The 14,006-nt window shown below is 55.1% G+C and carries 11 protein-coding genes; 5 read left to right on the forward strand and 6 right to left on the reverse strand.

Annotation, left to right across the window (positions count from 1 at the left end; translation table 11 throughout):
• The first annotated feature begins 222 nt into the window (after positions 1 to 222).
• The 4 genes from WMW72_RS03015 to WMW72_RS03030 all read left to right on the forward strand — a co-directional run bounded on the left by WMW72_RS03015 (position 223) and on the right by WMW72_RS03030 (position 5,126).
• Positions 223 to 1,257 (forward strand): agmatine deiminase family protein, encoded by a 1,035-nt coding sequence (locus tag WMW72_RS03015; protein ID WP_341413917.1) that lies wholly within the window; start codon positions 223 to 225, stop codon positions 1,255 to 1,257.
• A 39-nt stretch (positions 1,258 to 1,296) separates the two neighbouring features.
• Positions 1,297 to 2,172 carry an N-carbamoylputrescine amidase gene (aguB, locus tag WMW72_RS03020; protein WP_341413918.1) on the forward strand — a complete coding sequence of 292 codons (876 nt, stop codon included), beginning with the start codon at positions 1,297 to 1,299 and terminating at the stop codon, positions 2,170 to 2,172.
• A gap of 366 nt (positions 2,173 to 2,538) precedes the next feature.
• Positions 2,539 to 3,696 carry a sporulation protein YhbH gene (gene yhbH, locus WMW72_RS03025; protein WP_341413919.1) on the forward strand — a complete coding sequence of 386 codons (1,158 nt, stop codon included), beginning with the start codon at positions 2,539 to 2,541 and terminating at the stop codon, positions 3,694 to 3,696.
• Positions 3,693 to 5,126 carry a SpoVR family protein gene (locus tag WMW72_RS03030; RefSeq protein WP_341413920.1) on the forward strand — a complete coding sequence of 478 codons (1,434 nt, stop codon included), beginning with the start codon at positions 3,693 to 3,695 and terminating at the stop codon, positions 5,124 to 5,126. Before yhbH ends, WMW72_RS03030 begins: the two co-directional genes overlap by 4 nt.
• A 216-nt stretch (positions 5,127 to 5,342) precedes the next feature.
• On the opposite strand, the gene WMW72_RS03035 is transcribed toward WMW72_RS03030, so the two are convergent.
• Both WMW72_RS03035 and WMW72_RS03040 read right to left on the reverse strand, forming a co-directional pair.
• Positions 5,343 to 5,543, reverse strand: coding sequence for a cold-shock protein (locus WMW72_RS03035; RefSeq protein ID WP_072330115.1), 201 nt, complete (start codon positions 5,541 to 5,543; stop codon positions 5,343 to 5,345).
• A 320-nt stretch (positions 5,544 to 5,863) separates the two neighbouring features.
• Positions 5,864 to 6,646 carry a Cof-type HAD-IIB family hydrolase gene (locus tag WMW72_RS03040; protein WP_341413921.1) on the reverse strand — a complete coding sequence of 261 codons (783 nt, stop codon included), beginning with the start codon at positions 6,644 to 6,646 and terminating at the stop codon, positions 5,864 to 5,866.
• Positions 6,647 to 6,834: 188 nt separating this feature from the next.
• Here WMW72_RS03040 and WMW72_RS03045 point away from each other — a divergent pair, with 188 nt between their 5' ends.
• The gene (locus WMW72_RS03045; RefSeq protein ID WP_341413922.1) at positions 6,835 to 9,018 is read left to right on the forward strand and encodes a PAS domain S-box protein; all 2,184 of its coding nucleotides are present in this window, start codon (positions 6,835 to 6,837) and stop codon (positions 9,016 to 9,018) included.
• 121 nt (positions 9,019 to 9,139) lie between these two features.
• Here WMW72_RS03045 and WMW72_RS03050 read toward each other — a convergent pair whose 3' ends face one another.
• The 4 genes from WMW72_RS03050 to WMW72_RS03065 form a co-directional block, all read right to left on the reverse strand.
• The gene (locus tag WMW72_RS03050) at positions 9,140 to 10,255 is read right to left on the reverse strand and encodes a PQQ-dependent sugar dehydrogenase (RefSeq protein WP_341413923.1); all 1,116 of its coding nucleotides are present in this window, start codon (positions 10,253 to 10,255) and stop codon (positions 9,140 to 9,142) included.
• Positions 10,256 to 10,459: 204 nt separating this feature from the next.
• Positions 10,460 to 12,199: a phosphoenolpyruvate--protein phosphotransferase gene (gene ptsP, locus WMW72_RS03055; protein ID WP_341413924.1), complete on the reverse strand. Its 1,740-nt coding sequence runs from the start codon at positions 12,197 to 12,199 to the stop codon at positions 10,460 to 10,462.
• 2 nt (positions 12,200 to 12,201) lie between these two features.
• On the reverse strand, positions 12,202 to 12,480 hold the full coding sequence (locus tag WMW72_RS03060) for an HPr family phosphocarrier protein (RefSeq protein ID WP_341413925.1): 279 nt from the start codon (positions 12,478 to 12,480) through the stop codon (positions 12,202 to 12,204).
• A gap of 79 nt (positions 12,481 to 12,559) precedes the next feature.
• Positions 12,560 to 13,999 carry a PTS transporter subunit EIIC gene (locus tag WMW72_RS03065; protein ID WP_341413926.1) on the reverse strand — a complete coding sequence of 480 codons (1,440 nt, stop codon included), beginning with the start codon at positions 13,997 to 13,999 and terminating at the stop codon, positions 12,560 to 12,562.
• Positions 14,000 to 14,006 lie beyond the last annotated feature (7 nt).

The raw sequence follows: 14,006 nt of genomic DNA on the forward strand, positions 1-14,006 counted from the left end.
GTTATATCCTGTGACTTAGATAAAAAAATGTAAGTAAACCTAACATTAAAATGTATATAGCACTGAAAACTAACGTCTTCTGCCTTTTCTTCTACCCGCATGTTTTATTGAAACCTTCATGTTTCTTACATTGAGCCTTCGCCTCTTTTGGTATATGATGAAAGATGGTGCCGTCTGCAAGACGCATACCGGACAAATTCAAGGATAAGCGAGTTGGATGAGATGAATGCTAAAGAATTACACTATACAATGCCTGCCGAATGGACGACCCATGAGCGCACCTTCATTTCATGGCCGGTTCAAGCTTCCATGGTGTATCCCGAGGATCACCTGACCGTCACGCAGGGGTATGCCGATCTGGTTCATGCCATTGCGGAGTTCGAGCCCGTTACCGTCATCGTCAACCCGGCGGATGCCGAGCAGGTAAAAGCGAAAATTACCGCGTCCAACGTCGACTTCCTGGTCATCGAGCATAATGATGCCTGGTTCCGTGATAACGGACCGACCTTCCTGTTGAACGGTCAGCAGCAGCTCGCCGCTGTGAACTGGAAGTTCAACGCCTGGGGTGGCAAATATTCGCCGTGGGACCTCGATGATGCAGTGGCTCCTCAAGTGCTGGAGCACTACGGAGTCAAGCGCCTCGACGCTCCGCTCGTGATGGAGGGCGGCTCCATACACGTCGATGGAGAAGGCACGCTGCTCACGACAGAGGAATGCCTGCTGAATACGAACCGCAACCCTGAGCTGAGCCGGGAGCAGATCGAAGAGCATGTGAAAAACTTCGTCAATGTGGATACAATCATCTGGCTGAAGCGCGGGCTGGACGGCGACGAGACCGACGGGCATGTGGACAATATCGCCTGTTTCGCCGCTCCGGGACGCATTATCCTGCAGGTGTGTAACGATCCCGCGGATGAGAACTATGCGATCACGCAAGAGAATCTGAGCATTCTGCGCCAGACGACCGATGCGAAGGGCCGTTCGTTCGAGATTATCGAGATCGAACAGCCGCCGAAGACTTTCTTCGAAGAACAGCGTCTGACCTTGAGCTATCTGAACTTTTACTTCGTAAACGGCGGCATCATCCTGCCTGTCTTCGGCGGCACGGCCGAAGCAACAGACCGGGAAGCGATCCGCGTGCTTAGCGAGACGTTCCCGGACCGCCGAATCCGCACGATCAACGGCATGTCCATTATCAAGGAGGGCGGCAACGTCCACTGCACGACCCAGCAAATGCCGGCTGGCACGAGAGGTTAAGCTCCCGTCAGCCCATTCTCCACTATGAGGTGATTTTCAATGAGACAAGTGAAGGTCGCAGCGACACAAATGAGCTGCTCGACGAATATTGAGGAAAATATCCGCAAGGCAGAAGCGCTCGTGCGCGATGCGGCAGCCCAAGGCGCCCAGATCATCCTGATCCAGGAGCTGTTCGAGACGCCGTATTTCTGTCAGAAGGAAAAATCGGACTACTATCATTACGCTACCGAGCTGGAGAACAACAAGGCGGTCAATCACTTCCGCGCCATCGCCAAGGAACTGCAGGTCGTCCTGCCGATCAGCTTCTATGAGAAGAAAAACTACGCCCGCTATAACTCGCTGGCTGTGATCGACGCCGACGGCGAAGTGCTCGGCCTGTACCGCAAAAGCCATATTCCGGACGGTCCCGGCTATGAGGAGAAGTTCTACTTCAACCCGGGCGACACCGGGTTCAAGGTATGGAAGACCCGCTATGCGAAGATCGGCGTCGGCGTATGCTGGGACCAGTGGTACCCGGAAGCGGCACGCTGCATGGCGCTGATGGGCGCCGAGCTGCTGTTCTATCCGACGGCCATCGGTTCCGAGCCACAAGACGGCTCCATCGACTCCAAGGATCACTGGCAGATGTGCATGCGCGGCCATGCTGCCTCCAACCTGATGCCGGTTATCGCGTCCAACCGGATCGGCCGGGAGGAAGATGAGGATTCCAGCATCGACTTCTACGGCTCCTCCTTCATCGCCGGGCCTCAGGGCAACAAGATCGTCGAAGCCGGACGCACCGAGGAAACGGTGCTGGTCGCCGAGTTCGATCTCGATCAGCTGGAAGTTCAGCGCATCGAATGGGGAATCTTCCGTGACCGCCGTCCAGACCTGTACAAAGCGATCGCGACGTATGACGGCAATCAGGTGTTTTAACTCCCTATCCTTACATTCATTCGTATCGAAAAGCAGCCATCCCCATCGGGATGGCTGTTTGTTTGGTGTGTATTCCCTTATTCGAATGCGCTCTGCCGCCAGCTTCTCGAAGGTCATCTCCTCACCTCGCCCTCCCTATCACCTTGCCTCTCTGCCCCTCCGGCTCAAAAATAGGCATCTATCCTGCTCACATATCCCCGTCCCGCTTGAATATATTTAGTAACAAGCACTCTTTTTCTGACTCTATAAGCGCACAGGACAAGAACGGTGAAGCGGAACACAGCCTCAGCCCCACACGCCCGCTATCCGTCTCCAAGCCGTCAAAGCCGCCGCGCTGCGCAAAACCGCCAGGAGGTGTCCCGCTAGATGAAACCATTATTTACCGTATCCCGCGAGGATTGGTCGCTGCACCGCAAGGGCTATCAGGATCAAACGCGGCACCAGCAAAAGGTGCGCGAAGCCATCAAGCAAAATCTGCCCGACCTGATCACCGATGAGAGCATCGTCATGTCCGATGGCCGGCAAATCGTCAAGGTGCCGATTCGCAGCCTCGATGAATACCGTCTTCGCTACAACTTCAACAAGAGCAAGCATGTGGGTCAAGGGGATGGCGACAGCCAGGTAGGCGATGTGCTCGGAGTCGACCCTCAAGCCTCAGCCGGTCCCGGCAAGGGCGAAGGCGCAGGCGATCAGCCCGGCGAAGATTACTACGATGCCGAAGTGCAGATGGAGGAGCTGCAGTCCATGCTCTTCGAGGAGCTGGAGCTGCCTAATCTGGAGCAGAAGGAAAAAGACAACGTGATGAGCAAGGAAATTATTTTCAACGACGTGCGGAAGAAAGGCATCATGTCCAACATCGACAAGAAGCGGACGATCCTTGAAAACCTGCGCCGCAACTCGCGAGAAGGCGATCCGGGCATCCATGGCATCAGCCCCGATGACCTGCGCTTCCGTACCTGGGAGGAGATTGTCACTCCCCAGTCCAATGCCTTGATTCTCGCGATGATGGATACATCCGGCAGCATGGGGTCGTTCGAGAAATATATCGCCCGCAGCTTCTTCTTCTGGATGACCCGCTTCCTGCGGACGAAATACGAGCACGTGGACATCATCTTCATCGCCCATCATACCGAAGCGAAGATCGTGACCGAGGAGGAGTTTTTCACGAAGGGCGAGAGCGGGGGCACGATCTGCTCGTCGGCCTACCAGCTCGCCGTCGACCTGATTGACCGGAAATATCCCCCTTCGCGGTACAATATATATCCGTTTCACTTCTCAGACGGCGACAATCTGACCTCAGACAACGAGCGCTGCGTCAAGCTGATTGGCGACCTCATCAAGCGCAGCAACCTGTTCGGCTACGGGGAGGTTAACCAATACAACCGCAGCAGCACCCTGATGTCCGCTTTCCGCAATCTGAGTGATCCGAAGTTCGTCCATTACGTCATCCGCGAGAAGGGCGAGGTCTATAAAGCATTGCGGACCTTTTTCCCCAAGCAAGCCGAAGGAGGCCTGGCCCGATGACCCCAGATGATATGAGCAAGCTCGAATATGCGATTGATGAGATTACCGAGGTCGCCACCGGCTTCGGTCTCGACTTCTATCCGATGCGCTACGAAATCTGCCCCGCCGATATTATCTACACCTTCGGGGCTTACGGCATGCCGACCCGGTACAGCCACTGGTCCTTCGGCAAAAACTTTCACCGGATGAAGATGCAATATGACTTCGGCCTTAGCAAAATTTATGAGCTCGTGATCAACTCCGATCCGTGCTATGCCTTTCTGCTCGACGGCAACTCCCTGATCCAGAACAAGCTGATCGTCGCCCACGTGCTCGCCCACTGCGATTTCTTCAAGAATAACGCGCGCTTCTCCAAGACCAACCGCAATATGGTCGAGAGCATGTCCGCCACTGCGGAGCGTATTCGCCAATACGAGACGGAATTCGGCGCCCAGGAAGTCGAGCAGTTTATCGACGCCGTCCTTACGATCCAGGAGCATGTGGATCCGGTCATCTCCAAGCCTTATCGCCAGGGCAAAGAACGCCATGTCCATGCACGTACCTCCAGCTCGGAGCGCACCGAACGAACCTTCGGCTACGAGGATTTATGGGATCTGGACAAAGTAAAGAATGCGGACGACAGCTCTGAGGCCGCCGAGAAGGAAACCCGCTTCCCCCCCAGCCCCGAGAAGGATCTGCTGCTGTTCATCGAGGAATATGCTCCGTATCTGAAGGAATGGCAGCGGGATATATTGACGATGCTGCGCGATGAGATGCTGTATTTCTGGCCGCAGCTCGAGACGAAGATCATGAACGAAGGCTGGGCTTCGTATTGGCATCAGCGTATCCTGCGCGAGCTCGATCTCACCGAGGACGAAACGATCGAATACGCCAAGCTGAACTCCTCTGTCGTCGTCCCTTCGCGGCATACGCTGAATCCGTACTATCTGGGCCTCAAAATATTCGAGGATATCGAGAAGCGCTGGGATAAACCTACCCAGGAAGAGCGCGAACGGTTCGGACGGGAGCCTGGTCGCGGACGGGAGAAGATGTTCGAGGTCCGTGAGCTCGACTCCGACCAGTCCTTCCTGCGGAATTATATGAATAAACAGCTTTGCGACGAACTGGATCTATACGTCTTTGAGAAGAAAGGGCCTGAGTGGAAAATCACTGATAAGTCATGGGAGAATATCCGCGACCAGCTCGTCTATTCACGCGTCAACGGCGGCTTTCCTTACATCGTGGTCGTCGATGGAGACTATAACCGGACGGGAGAGCTGTATACGCAGCATGTGTACGAAGGAACAGAGCTGGACCTGAAATACGTCGAGCGGACGCTCCCCTACATCTATCAGCTATGGGGTAAGCCGGCTCACCTGGAGACCCGGATCGAGGATAAGCCCGTACTGTTCAGCTACGACGGGAAAAAGCATCAGCGGAAGTTTTTGTAACGGAGCCTACACAGGAGCCTGGCAACAGCTAGGCTCCTACAGCAGCTATGCACGCAAACCTGCCCTGTCGGTTGCCCGCTAGGAAGAAAAATGAAAAACCTGGCCGATTTGGGCCAGGTTTTTTTGGGCACTTCTCTTCCAGCTCGGACGCTCAATCCCGAAACAATAAAAAACTGTCCTAACCCGAAGGTTAGGACAGTCTTGAGTAAGCTAAGCTTACAGTTTTACAACGTTCTCAGCTTGTGGACCACGGTTGCCTTGAACAACGTTGAACTCAACGCGTTGGCCTTCGTCCAAAGTTTTGAAACCTTCGCCAGTGATTGCGGAGAAGTGTACGAATACATCGTTGCCGCCTTCAACTTCGATAAAACCGAAACCTTTTTCTGCGTTAAACCATTTAACTGTACCTGTTTGCATGGGAAATTCCTCCAAAAGTTTATTAACATGTTCTTTTTATTCCGCCATATAGCAAATAAAAAATTCACACATTGAAAAAGGTTCCATAGCACAAATGAAAACCCTTTGCATTATGTGAATTCATTTTCTATTCGAGACTTATCGTACCACACTCCAAAAGGAAATGCAACACGCTTACTCACGTTAAGCGGTAATTTATTCCGAAGCCGGCATCTACGCCTGATTTGGCTGAGGTTTGGAGCCATAGAGGATAACCCCCATGGCTCTTCTCCAAGCCGGTATGGCCACCCTGAACGACAGCTCCGGTAGAGCCGCTGCCGCTACACGGGCAGCAGCCACGTATCGACAGCGTAAGCGATGCCGTCTTCGCGCATCGGCCGGGTGACGTGCCGGGCGACAGCCTTCAGCTCGTCGATCCCATTGCCCATCGCTATACCTGTTCCTACCGACGCCAGCAGCTCCATATCGTTCAGGCCGTCGCCGAAGGCAGCCGCATCCTCCGGGGCAATCTGCAGATGCTCCAGCAGCCGGCGCAGGCCGATAGCCTTATTCATGCCGCTGGGATTCAGATCGACCGCCCACGGTCTCCAGCGGTGGATATAGAAATCATGCGAGCTCCCGCCTGTGTACAGATGCTCCTCATGCTCTTCGCAGAATACGATGCTCTGGTAAACCTCCGGGAGCGACGCCTCTCCTCCGGACAAATCGAGCAAAATAGGCTCCAGGAAGCCGATCTCCTCCCTCGCCCGCAGGAACAGCGGATCTTCCGCCCGGTTCGTGTACATCCCCTCTGCCCCGTACAGCAGGAGGCCGTGATTGGAGCGCCCGGCTTCAGACAGCCAGTCTCTTACCGTCTCCTGCGGGAACGGCGTACCGAATGCCGTTTTTCCCTGATAGCCGATATGGCTGCCATTGCAGGTAATCGCCCAATCCATCCCTAGCTCTTCGCGGAGCGATGACATCTCATATTCGCTTCTTCCCGTACAGAGCACCAGGATAACCCCATTCTCCTTCAGCCGCTGAAGGGCTACACGCGTAGACTCCGGCAGGTAGTCCCGGTCGCGCAAGGTACCGTCGACATCGAAGGCCGCTAATTTGACCATATCTCTCCTTCACTCCATTCTATATTCTGCCTTTTATTATAGCAGAGAACCCGGCCAAGAAGAGGAAGCGAAGATTTTTTCAATTTTTTTCTAATATTTGTGAAATGATTCAAAGGGATTTGCAAACAATCGGCGAACTTAACATTCCATAGGAGTCTGTCTACATCAATGTCCAGGGGAGTCATGGCATGATCCAATATTGGCAAGGGTATTACAATGTATATTTAGTCGCTTGTTCCTTCTTAATATCCGTATTAACCTCTTACTTTGCTATAGATACGGCCGTCAAAATCCGGAAGGCGGACAGCTCCACGCGAACCGTTCTCCTTGTGGGCGGCTCCTTTTCCATAGGGACGGGCTTATGGTCGATGCAATTCATGTCCATTCTCGCGCTGGAATCCAGCTTACAGGTCCGTTATGACGTGTGGCTGACTCTGCTGTCCCTGTTATGGCCTGTGGCGGCATCTCTGGCGGCACTGCTCCTGATCAGCCGCAAGCATGCGCGGATCTCCCATTTTATCGGGGCAGGTTTATCCCTGGGGATGGGCATCAGCATGATGCACTATACGGCGATCAGCGCGATCCGGTCAGAGAGCCTGATCCGGTATGATCTTTTTTTTGCAATCGGTTCAATGGGTATCACTCTGGCCTTATCGCTCGCAGCCTTCATCCTGAGGCCGAATCTAGACTCTCGCCTGCAGCAATGGAAGCTGACCAGCGCCTCCATCCTCGGCATCGCGATCTGCGCCATCCATCAGATCGGGATCAAGGCCGCGACCTTCAACAGTGACCGCGTGGAAGCGGACCGGTACTGGTCCTTCGCCATGACGCCGACACTGCTAGCGGTCGTTATGGGCATTGTAACCGTGATTATCTTCTGCTTTGCCATCCTGTTCGCTACGATCGGCAAGCAGCTCCGAACAAGTCAAAGCCATCATCATTCTCTCTTCGAGCAGAATCCGGATATGATCTTCTCTATCGATCCTGAGGGCGTCATTCTGAATACGAATATGTCCGTACTCACGGCAGCCGGATATGACAAACCCCACTGTGTAGGGAGATCGTTCTTCGATTTTGTGGCCGTGGATGATCACAAGCCATTCCGGGAGTTTTTCCAGCGGAGCGTGCAGGGAGAGAGCTTCGAGTTCGTCATTCAGTTCCACCATGCGGACGGCTCGATCCGTCACGTATTCATCCGCACCGTGCCGATGACGGACGAGGGCGGCACGCAGGGCGTCTATATCATCGGACGGGATATTACTGAAACCAAGGCCAACCGCGAGAAATTCGAAACGCTCAGCCGGACCCACTCGCTTATTCTCAACAGCATTAACGAAGGCGTATACGGCATCGATGTGCAGGCGAAGACGATTTTCTGGAATGCTGCCTCGGAACGTATGACAGGATTTTCCTTCGACGAGGTCGCGAACCGGAGCATCCACCGTTTATTTCATCACACGAGAGCTGATGGAACCGCCTATCCAGAGGACGAATGCCCCGTGATTCGATCGCTGGTCTCCGGCGTGCCCGTTCACGTCAACGACGAGCTGTTCTGGAGAAAGGACGGCTCGTCCTTCAGTGTCGAGTACCGGGTCTATCCGGTACGGGACGAGCATATGCCGCTAGGCGCGGTCGTCACCTTCAATGATATTACGGAGCGGAAGCGTACGGAGGAGCTAATGCTGTCATCCGAGAAGCTGTCCGTAGCCGGACAGCTTGCGGCCGGTATCGCCCACGAGATCCGCAACCCCCTCACTGCGATCAAGGGCTTCTTGCAGCTCATGAATGCAGGCACAGCCAAGAAAAGCTATATGGACGTAATATTCTCGGAGATGGACCGGATCGAGCTTATTATTACAGAGCTGCTCGTCCTGGCTAAGCCTCAGCCGTCCAAGCGGGAGCAGAAGCCGATTATTCCACTGCTGAACCATGTCATCACCCTGCTGGAGAGCCAAGCCAATATCCACAATATCATGCTCGTTAGGGAGTACGAGGAGCCAAGTCCGACGATACTGTGTGACGAGAATCAACTGAAGCAGGTCTTTATCAATATGATCAAAAACGCCATCGAATCGATGACGGACGGCGGCTTTATCTTTATTCGGGTCAAGCGGCTCACTCTAGACAGCTTCTCCGTCGAGGTGGAAGATCAGGGCTGCGGTATCCCGCCCGAGCGCCTCGGCCGTCTCGGGGAGCCGTTCTACTCCACCAAGGAGAAGGGAACCGGGCTAGGTCTGATGGTAAGCAAAAAAATATTGGCCAACCATGGAGGTACTTTGAAGGTGACAAGCGCGGTCAACAAGGGAACCAAAATTGAAGTGAGCTTCCCCGGAAAATCGGGTATAAAACGTCAAGCCTGGGGTACCCGCTAATAATCAGCGTCGGCCTCCCAGGCTTCTTTATGCACATGACGGTGAAAGCGGCTTGTCGTAGCAGTTACAGACAAAACGCCTTCCTCGTCTCCTCCCGTTGCTGCTTGGACCACGAATCGTCCTACTGCTCCTTGAACCGGAACAGCCGGTCGTCCGTCGGCCCCGGCTTCCCGCGGCCATCTGTATTGTTCGTTATCACATAAACGTATCCATCCTTCACCTTCACATCACGCAGCCTGCCCTGCTTGTCCAATACGACTTGGAGCTGCTGAGGCTGCTTCGGGTCGAACCGGTATAAGGTTTCCCCCACCAAAGTTGCTACAAGGAAGCGGTCTTGAGAATCCGTCGCTATTCCGGATGGAGCGATGGCCTTCTCCCCGGTATGATATAACGGAGGCTCCGTCCCCTCTTTCTTCTCATCGCCGATCACCAGCGGCCAGCCATAATTGGCGCCAGGCTTGATCAGATTCATCTCATCATGACCGCCGGGCGAGCCGGATGGACCGTGCTCCGAGCTGTACAGATGTCCTGTGCTGTCCCAGGCAATCCCCTGAGAATTACGGTGCCCGTACGAGAATACGTAGGAGCCGGGGAACGGATTATCCTTGGGAACCTTTCCTTGCAGTGTCATACGCAAAATTTTCCCCGCCAGGCTCTTCTTATCCTGGGCAGAGCTCTCCGTCTGGGCATCTCCTGTCGTGATATAGAGCTGCTTGTCCGGACCGATCGCCAACCGTCCGCCATTGTGATAGATCGAGCCCGGTATGTTCTCCAGCAAAGGCTTCACTTCCTGCCAGCCGTTCCCCGTCTGCCGCAGCAGCACCACCCGGTTCAGCATTTTCCCCTTCTCCTGGTAGGTATGATAGGCATAGGCCTGACGGCTCCGGTCAAAATCAGGCGCCAATACGAAACCGAGGAATCCGCCCTCCCCCTTCTGAAGCACGGGCTTCAGCAGCTTCACCTTCTGGCGCTCCGTCTTGCCTCCTGCGATCTTGACGATATCGCCTTCGCGCTCGCTGATATAGATCGTATCCCCGTCGAAATCAATGGCCCAGGGCGTCTTCAGCTTCTCCGCTATCGTCTCCAGCACAGGCTCTGCCCGCCTGCTCTCGATTCCCTTACTAGGCTGCACCACGTCCACTACAGCACCTGTAGCCGGAGACTTCGGTTCGAAGCAGCCGGTGAGCGTTGTCAGGGTCATGATCAGAGCTGCCAGCATACCTGCTGCTTTGAACATGTACAATCCCCTCCTTTTCCCTAGTTATCCTTTAATCTTTATATTGTAGCATAGGTGCTGTTGTAAACAATCGCGAATGCTGCCCCTAGCCAGCGTCTATTTTTGTCATATTTCTCGGGAAATAATTCGACAGGACGGCAAAAAGACCGCATTACGCTCCCTCTACAAGAAGCTTAAGCAGTCTCTTTCCCTTCCGATATCCATCTACACAAACTCCCGAATCCAGGGAATCCTCTCTTCGATGTATGTCTTCACCTCGCCAGGATCATCCAGCTCCAGTACGGCTTCGGCTAGAGGCCTGAGCTTACGGGCATCCAGCCTCGCTAACAACGCCCGCGTACGCGGCACGGACAGACTGTTCATGCTGAATTCATGCAGACCAAGACCTAGCAGGACCGGCACGGCATGAGGCTGTCCCGCCATCTCACCGCACATGCCGACCCACTTTCCCTGACGCTCCGCAGCGCGAATCACCTGGGCGATCAGACGCAGCACAGCAGGGTGCAGCGGATCGCTCAGATAGGACAGCTTCGGATTCATCCGGTCTGCGGCCATCGTGTACTGCACGAGATCGTTGGTGCCGATACTGAAGAAATCGACCTCTTTGGCCAGACGATCGGCCATCAGAGCGGCTGACGGCACCTCGATCATCACGCCGGTTTCCAGGTTTGGATTGAACGGAATGCCTTCGGTTTGCAGCTCCGCCTTGACATCCTCCAGCATGGCCCTGGCCTTCCGCCATTCACCTACCGTGGCGATCATCGGAAACATTAGCTTGACGTTACCTTGAGCACTAGCCCGCAGTACAGCACGCAGCTGCGTCCGGAATAATTCCGGACGATCCAGGCTGATCCGTATAGCCCGGTATCCGAGGAACGGATTATCCTCCTTAGGCAGTTCCAGCGCTGGCAGCTCCTTATCCCCGCCAATATCCATCGTACGGATAATAACGGGAGCCTCCGGTGTGAAAGCACGAACCACAGCGGCATAAGCTGCGTACTGCTCCTCCTCTGTTGGCAGCGCGGAACGTTCCATATAGAGAAACTCCGTCCGGAACAAGCCAACCCCTTCAGCACCCTCGCGGGCTGCGGCCTCCGCCTCCTGCGGCGACCCGATATTGGACACCAGCTCAGGATGGATACCATCGAGCGTCACCGTCGGCCGCTCCCGGAATGACGCATAGTAGGTCTGGCGATCAGCGAGCTGCCTCGCCTTCTGACGGTATTCCGCAAGCTGGGCCGCATCCGGATCGATCCACAGTTCACCGAGACTCCCATCCACGATGACGACTTGGCCGTCCTTGAGTTCGTCCAGTACACGCTCTCCAAGGCCCACCACAGCCGGAATGCCGAGTGACCGGGCTAGTATGGAAGAATGCGAGGTCCTCCCGCCCAGGGCTGAAATAAAGCCAGCCGTCGTCTGAGGGTTCAGACGCGCCGTATCCGAAGGGGATAGCTCGGAAGCCACCCAGATCTCAGGCTCCCCCGCTCCGGCTTGGGCACCCTCCGTCTCGGAGCCGGACAAAATCCGGATGACCCTGCGCATGACATCGCGGATATCAGCGGCCCGCTCCCGCAAGTAAGCATCGTCGAGGCTTTCGATGACAGCGACCGTTTCCTGCATGGCGGTATCCACCGCGAATTCCGCGCTGACCTTCTCCTCGTTTACTATTGAGCGAGCGCGACCTATAAGCTCCTCGTCCTGCAGGAATAGCAGATGGCCTTCAAAGATTTCGGCCTCTTCCTCTTGGCCCCGCTCCGTCAAGCTCTCGCAGATGGACGCAAGCTGCTGCTCAGCCAGCAACAGCGCAGCTTCCAGCCTCCCCAGCTCGACAGCCTCCTGGCCGGGAAGAAGGCGCCGCCGCTCCGGCGGTGCTTCTTCCCTCAACAGGCGAACAGGACCGATGGCGATGCCGGATGCGGCGGCGACCCCTGACCATCTCATCCTTAGGACTCCTTCCTGGCAGGCGATTCGATAAGTTCCGACAGGATGGCCCCGATCTCCTGCTGGGCCGCTTCAGCTTGCTCGCCTTCCGTAATCAGGGTCACCGTATCCCCGTGCTTAGCCCCGATGGTCAGCACATTGACCAGGCTTTTCGCGCTGACTCGCTTGCCGTCCTTCTCAAGCCATACGTCACCCGCGAGCCGGGATGCGATTTGCACAATTTTTTTGGCGGGTCTGACGTGCAGCCCCAGCTGATTTTGAATCACATAATCTTTTTGCATAATAAGCAGCTCCTTGCTTGAGTAGGGTATAAGCTCTGGTCCGAATCCGAATAACATGTACAGCTCTATTTATCTAAGATTACATAATCTGTTTGATTTCATCTTTCAATCGCTCCGACTGCGGTCCGAAGATAACCTGTACGGCTCCCTGGCCCAAGCGCATCACGCCTGACGCACCAAGACTCTTGAGAGACTTGTCATCGACAGCCTTATCGTCCTGAACGACCAGTCGCAAGCGGGTGATGCACGCATCAATCCCCACGATATTGTTCGAGCCTCCGATGGCAACCAGAATCTGTGAAGCCTTGGAGCCCGCTGCCGGTGCCTTCGATACTGCCGTGACTTCCTCGTCTTCCTCGCGTCCAGGCGTCTTCAGGTTCAGCTTGACGATCAGGAAGCGGAACAGGAAGTAATAGACCACCGCAAAAGCAAGGCCGACCGGTATAAGAAGAAGCGGCTTCGTAGCCAGCGGGTAGTTCACCACATAGTCGATCAAGCCGGCCGAGAACCCGAAGCCGTGCTTGGCTCCGATGACATAGGTGATGTAGCCAGATACGCCAGTCAGTACAGCGTGAATGCCGTACAACAGCGGAGACAGGAACATGAAGGCAAATTCCAGCGGCTCGGTAATCCCAGTCAGGAACGAAGCGAGTGCCGTTCCCAGCATGATAGATGCGATTTGCTTCCTGCGTTCCGGACGGGCGGTATGGACGATGGCCAGGGCGGCAGCAGGCAGCGCGAACATCATGATCGGGAAGAAGCCTGTCATGAACATGCCGGCCGTCTTGTCTCCGGCGAAGAAGCGCGTTAAGTCACCATGCACAACCTTGCCTGCAGCATCGGTGAAGTCCCCGATCTGGAACCAGGCGATCGAGTTGAAAATATGATGAAGACCGAATGGCAGCAGCAGCCGGTTGCCCAGTTGGAAGCCTGCCGAGCCCCATGCGCCCAGACCTACGATAAAGCGCCCGAAGGTATCCAGCACCTCTTGGACCGGAGCCCAGATCAGACCGAAGATCAAGCCGATAAATACCATCGCCAGCGAGGTGATAATCGGTACGAAGCGCTTGCCGGAGAAGAAGCCGAGCCAATCCGGCAGCTGAATATTATGGTACCTCTTATAGAAGAAGGCGGCAAAGGCACCGGAAGCGATCCCTCCGAGTACGCCCATGTTCAGCTTCACGTCCTTGCCGATGAACTCAAACGCCCCAGGAACCTTACCCAGCACGTTGGCAAGCACGAAGTAAGCGATTACAGCGGTGAAAGCAGCAACAGCGTCGCCAGCCAGACCGATCGCCACGCCGACAGCGAAAATCATCGGCAGATTGTCGAAGATCGCAGAGCCGCCAGCCAGCAAAAACGGAGCGATATACTGGTTCAGGAAGCCGCCGAAGCTGTCTCCAAGATGGAACTCCTTCACGTAATCGATGGCGCCGAAGCGCAGCAGCAGAGCTGCCGCAGGCATCGACGCAACAGGAAGCATAAGTGCTTTACCTACTTTTTGAAGTCCGGCTAACATAGGCTCA

The sequence above is a fragment of the Paenibacillus filicis genome, from assembly GCF_038070315.1.
Taxonomy (GTDB): Bacteria; Bacillota; Bacilli; order Paenibacillales; family NBRC-103111; genus Paenibacillus_G; species Paenibacillus_G filicis.

Excerpts from the sequence above, each read along its gene's own strand:
- WMW72_RS03015 (WP_341413917.1), top strand. The coding sequence starts at position 223 with ATGAATGCTAAAGAATTACACTATACAATGCCTGCCGAATGGACGACC.
- aguB (WP_341413918.1), top strand. The coding sequence starts at position 1,297 with ATGAGACAAGTGAAGGTCGCAGCGACACAAATGAGCTGCTCGACGAAT.
- yhbH (WP_341413919.1), top strand. The coding sequence starts at position 2,539 with ATGAAACCATTATTTACCGTATCCCGCGAGGATTGGTCGCTGCACCGC.
- WMW72_RS03030 (WP_341413920.1), top strand. The coding sequence starts at position 3,693 with ATGACCCCAGATGATATGAGCAAGCTCGAATATGCGATTGATGAGATT.
- WMW72_RS03035 (WP_072330115.1), bottom strand. The coding sequence starts at position 5,543 with ATGCAAACAGGTACAGTTAAATGGTTTAACGCAGAAAAAGGTTTCGGT.
- WMW72_RS03040 (WP_341413921.1), bottom strand. The coding sequence starts at position 6,646 with ATGGTCAAATTAGCGGCCTTCGATGTCGACGGTACCTTGCGCGACCGG.
- WMW72_RS03045 (WP_341413922.1), top strand. The coding sequence starts at position 6,835 with ATGATCCAATATTGGCAAGGGTATTACAATGTATATTTAGTCGCTTGT.
- WMW72_RS03050 (WP_341413923.1), bottom strand. The coding sequence starts at position 10,255 with ATGTTCAAAGCAGCAGGTATGCTGGCAGCTCTGATCATGACCCTGACA.
- ptsP (WP_341413924.1), bottom strand. The coding sequence starts at position 12,199 with ATGAGATGGTCAGGGGTCGCCGCCGCATCCGGCATCGCCATCGGTCCT.
- WMW72_RS03060 (WP_341413925.1), bottom strand. The coding sequence starts at position 12,480 with ATGCAAAAAGATTATGTGATTCAAAATCAGCTGGGGCTGCACGTCAGA.
- WMW72_RS03065 (WP_341413926.1), bottom strand. The coding sequence starts at position 13,999 with ATGTTAGCCGGACTTCAAAAAGTAGGTAAAGCACTTATGCTTCCTGTT.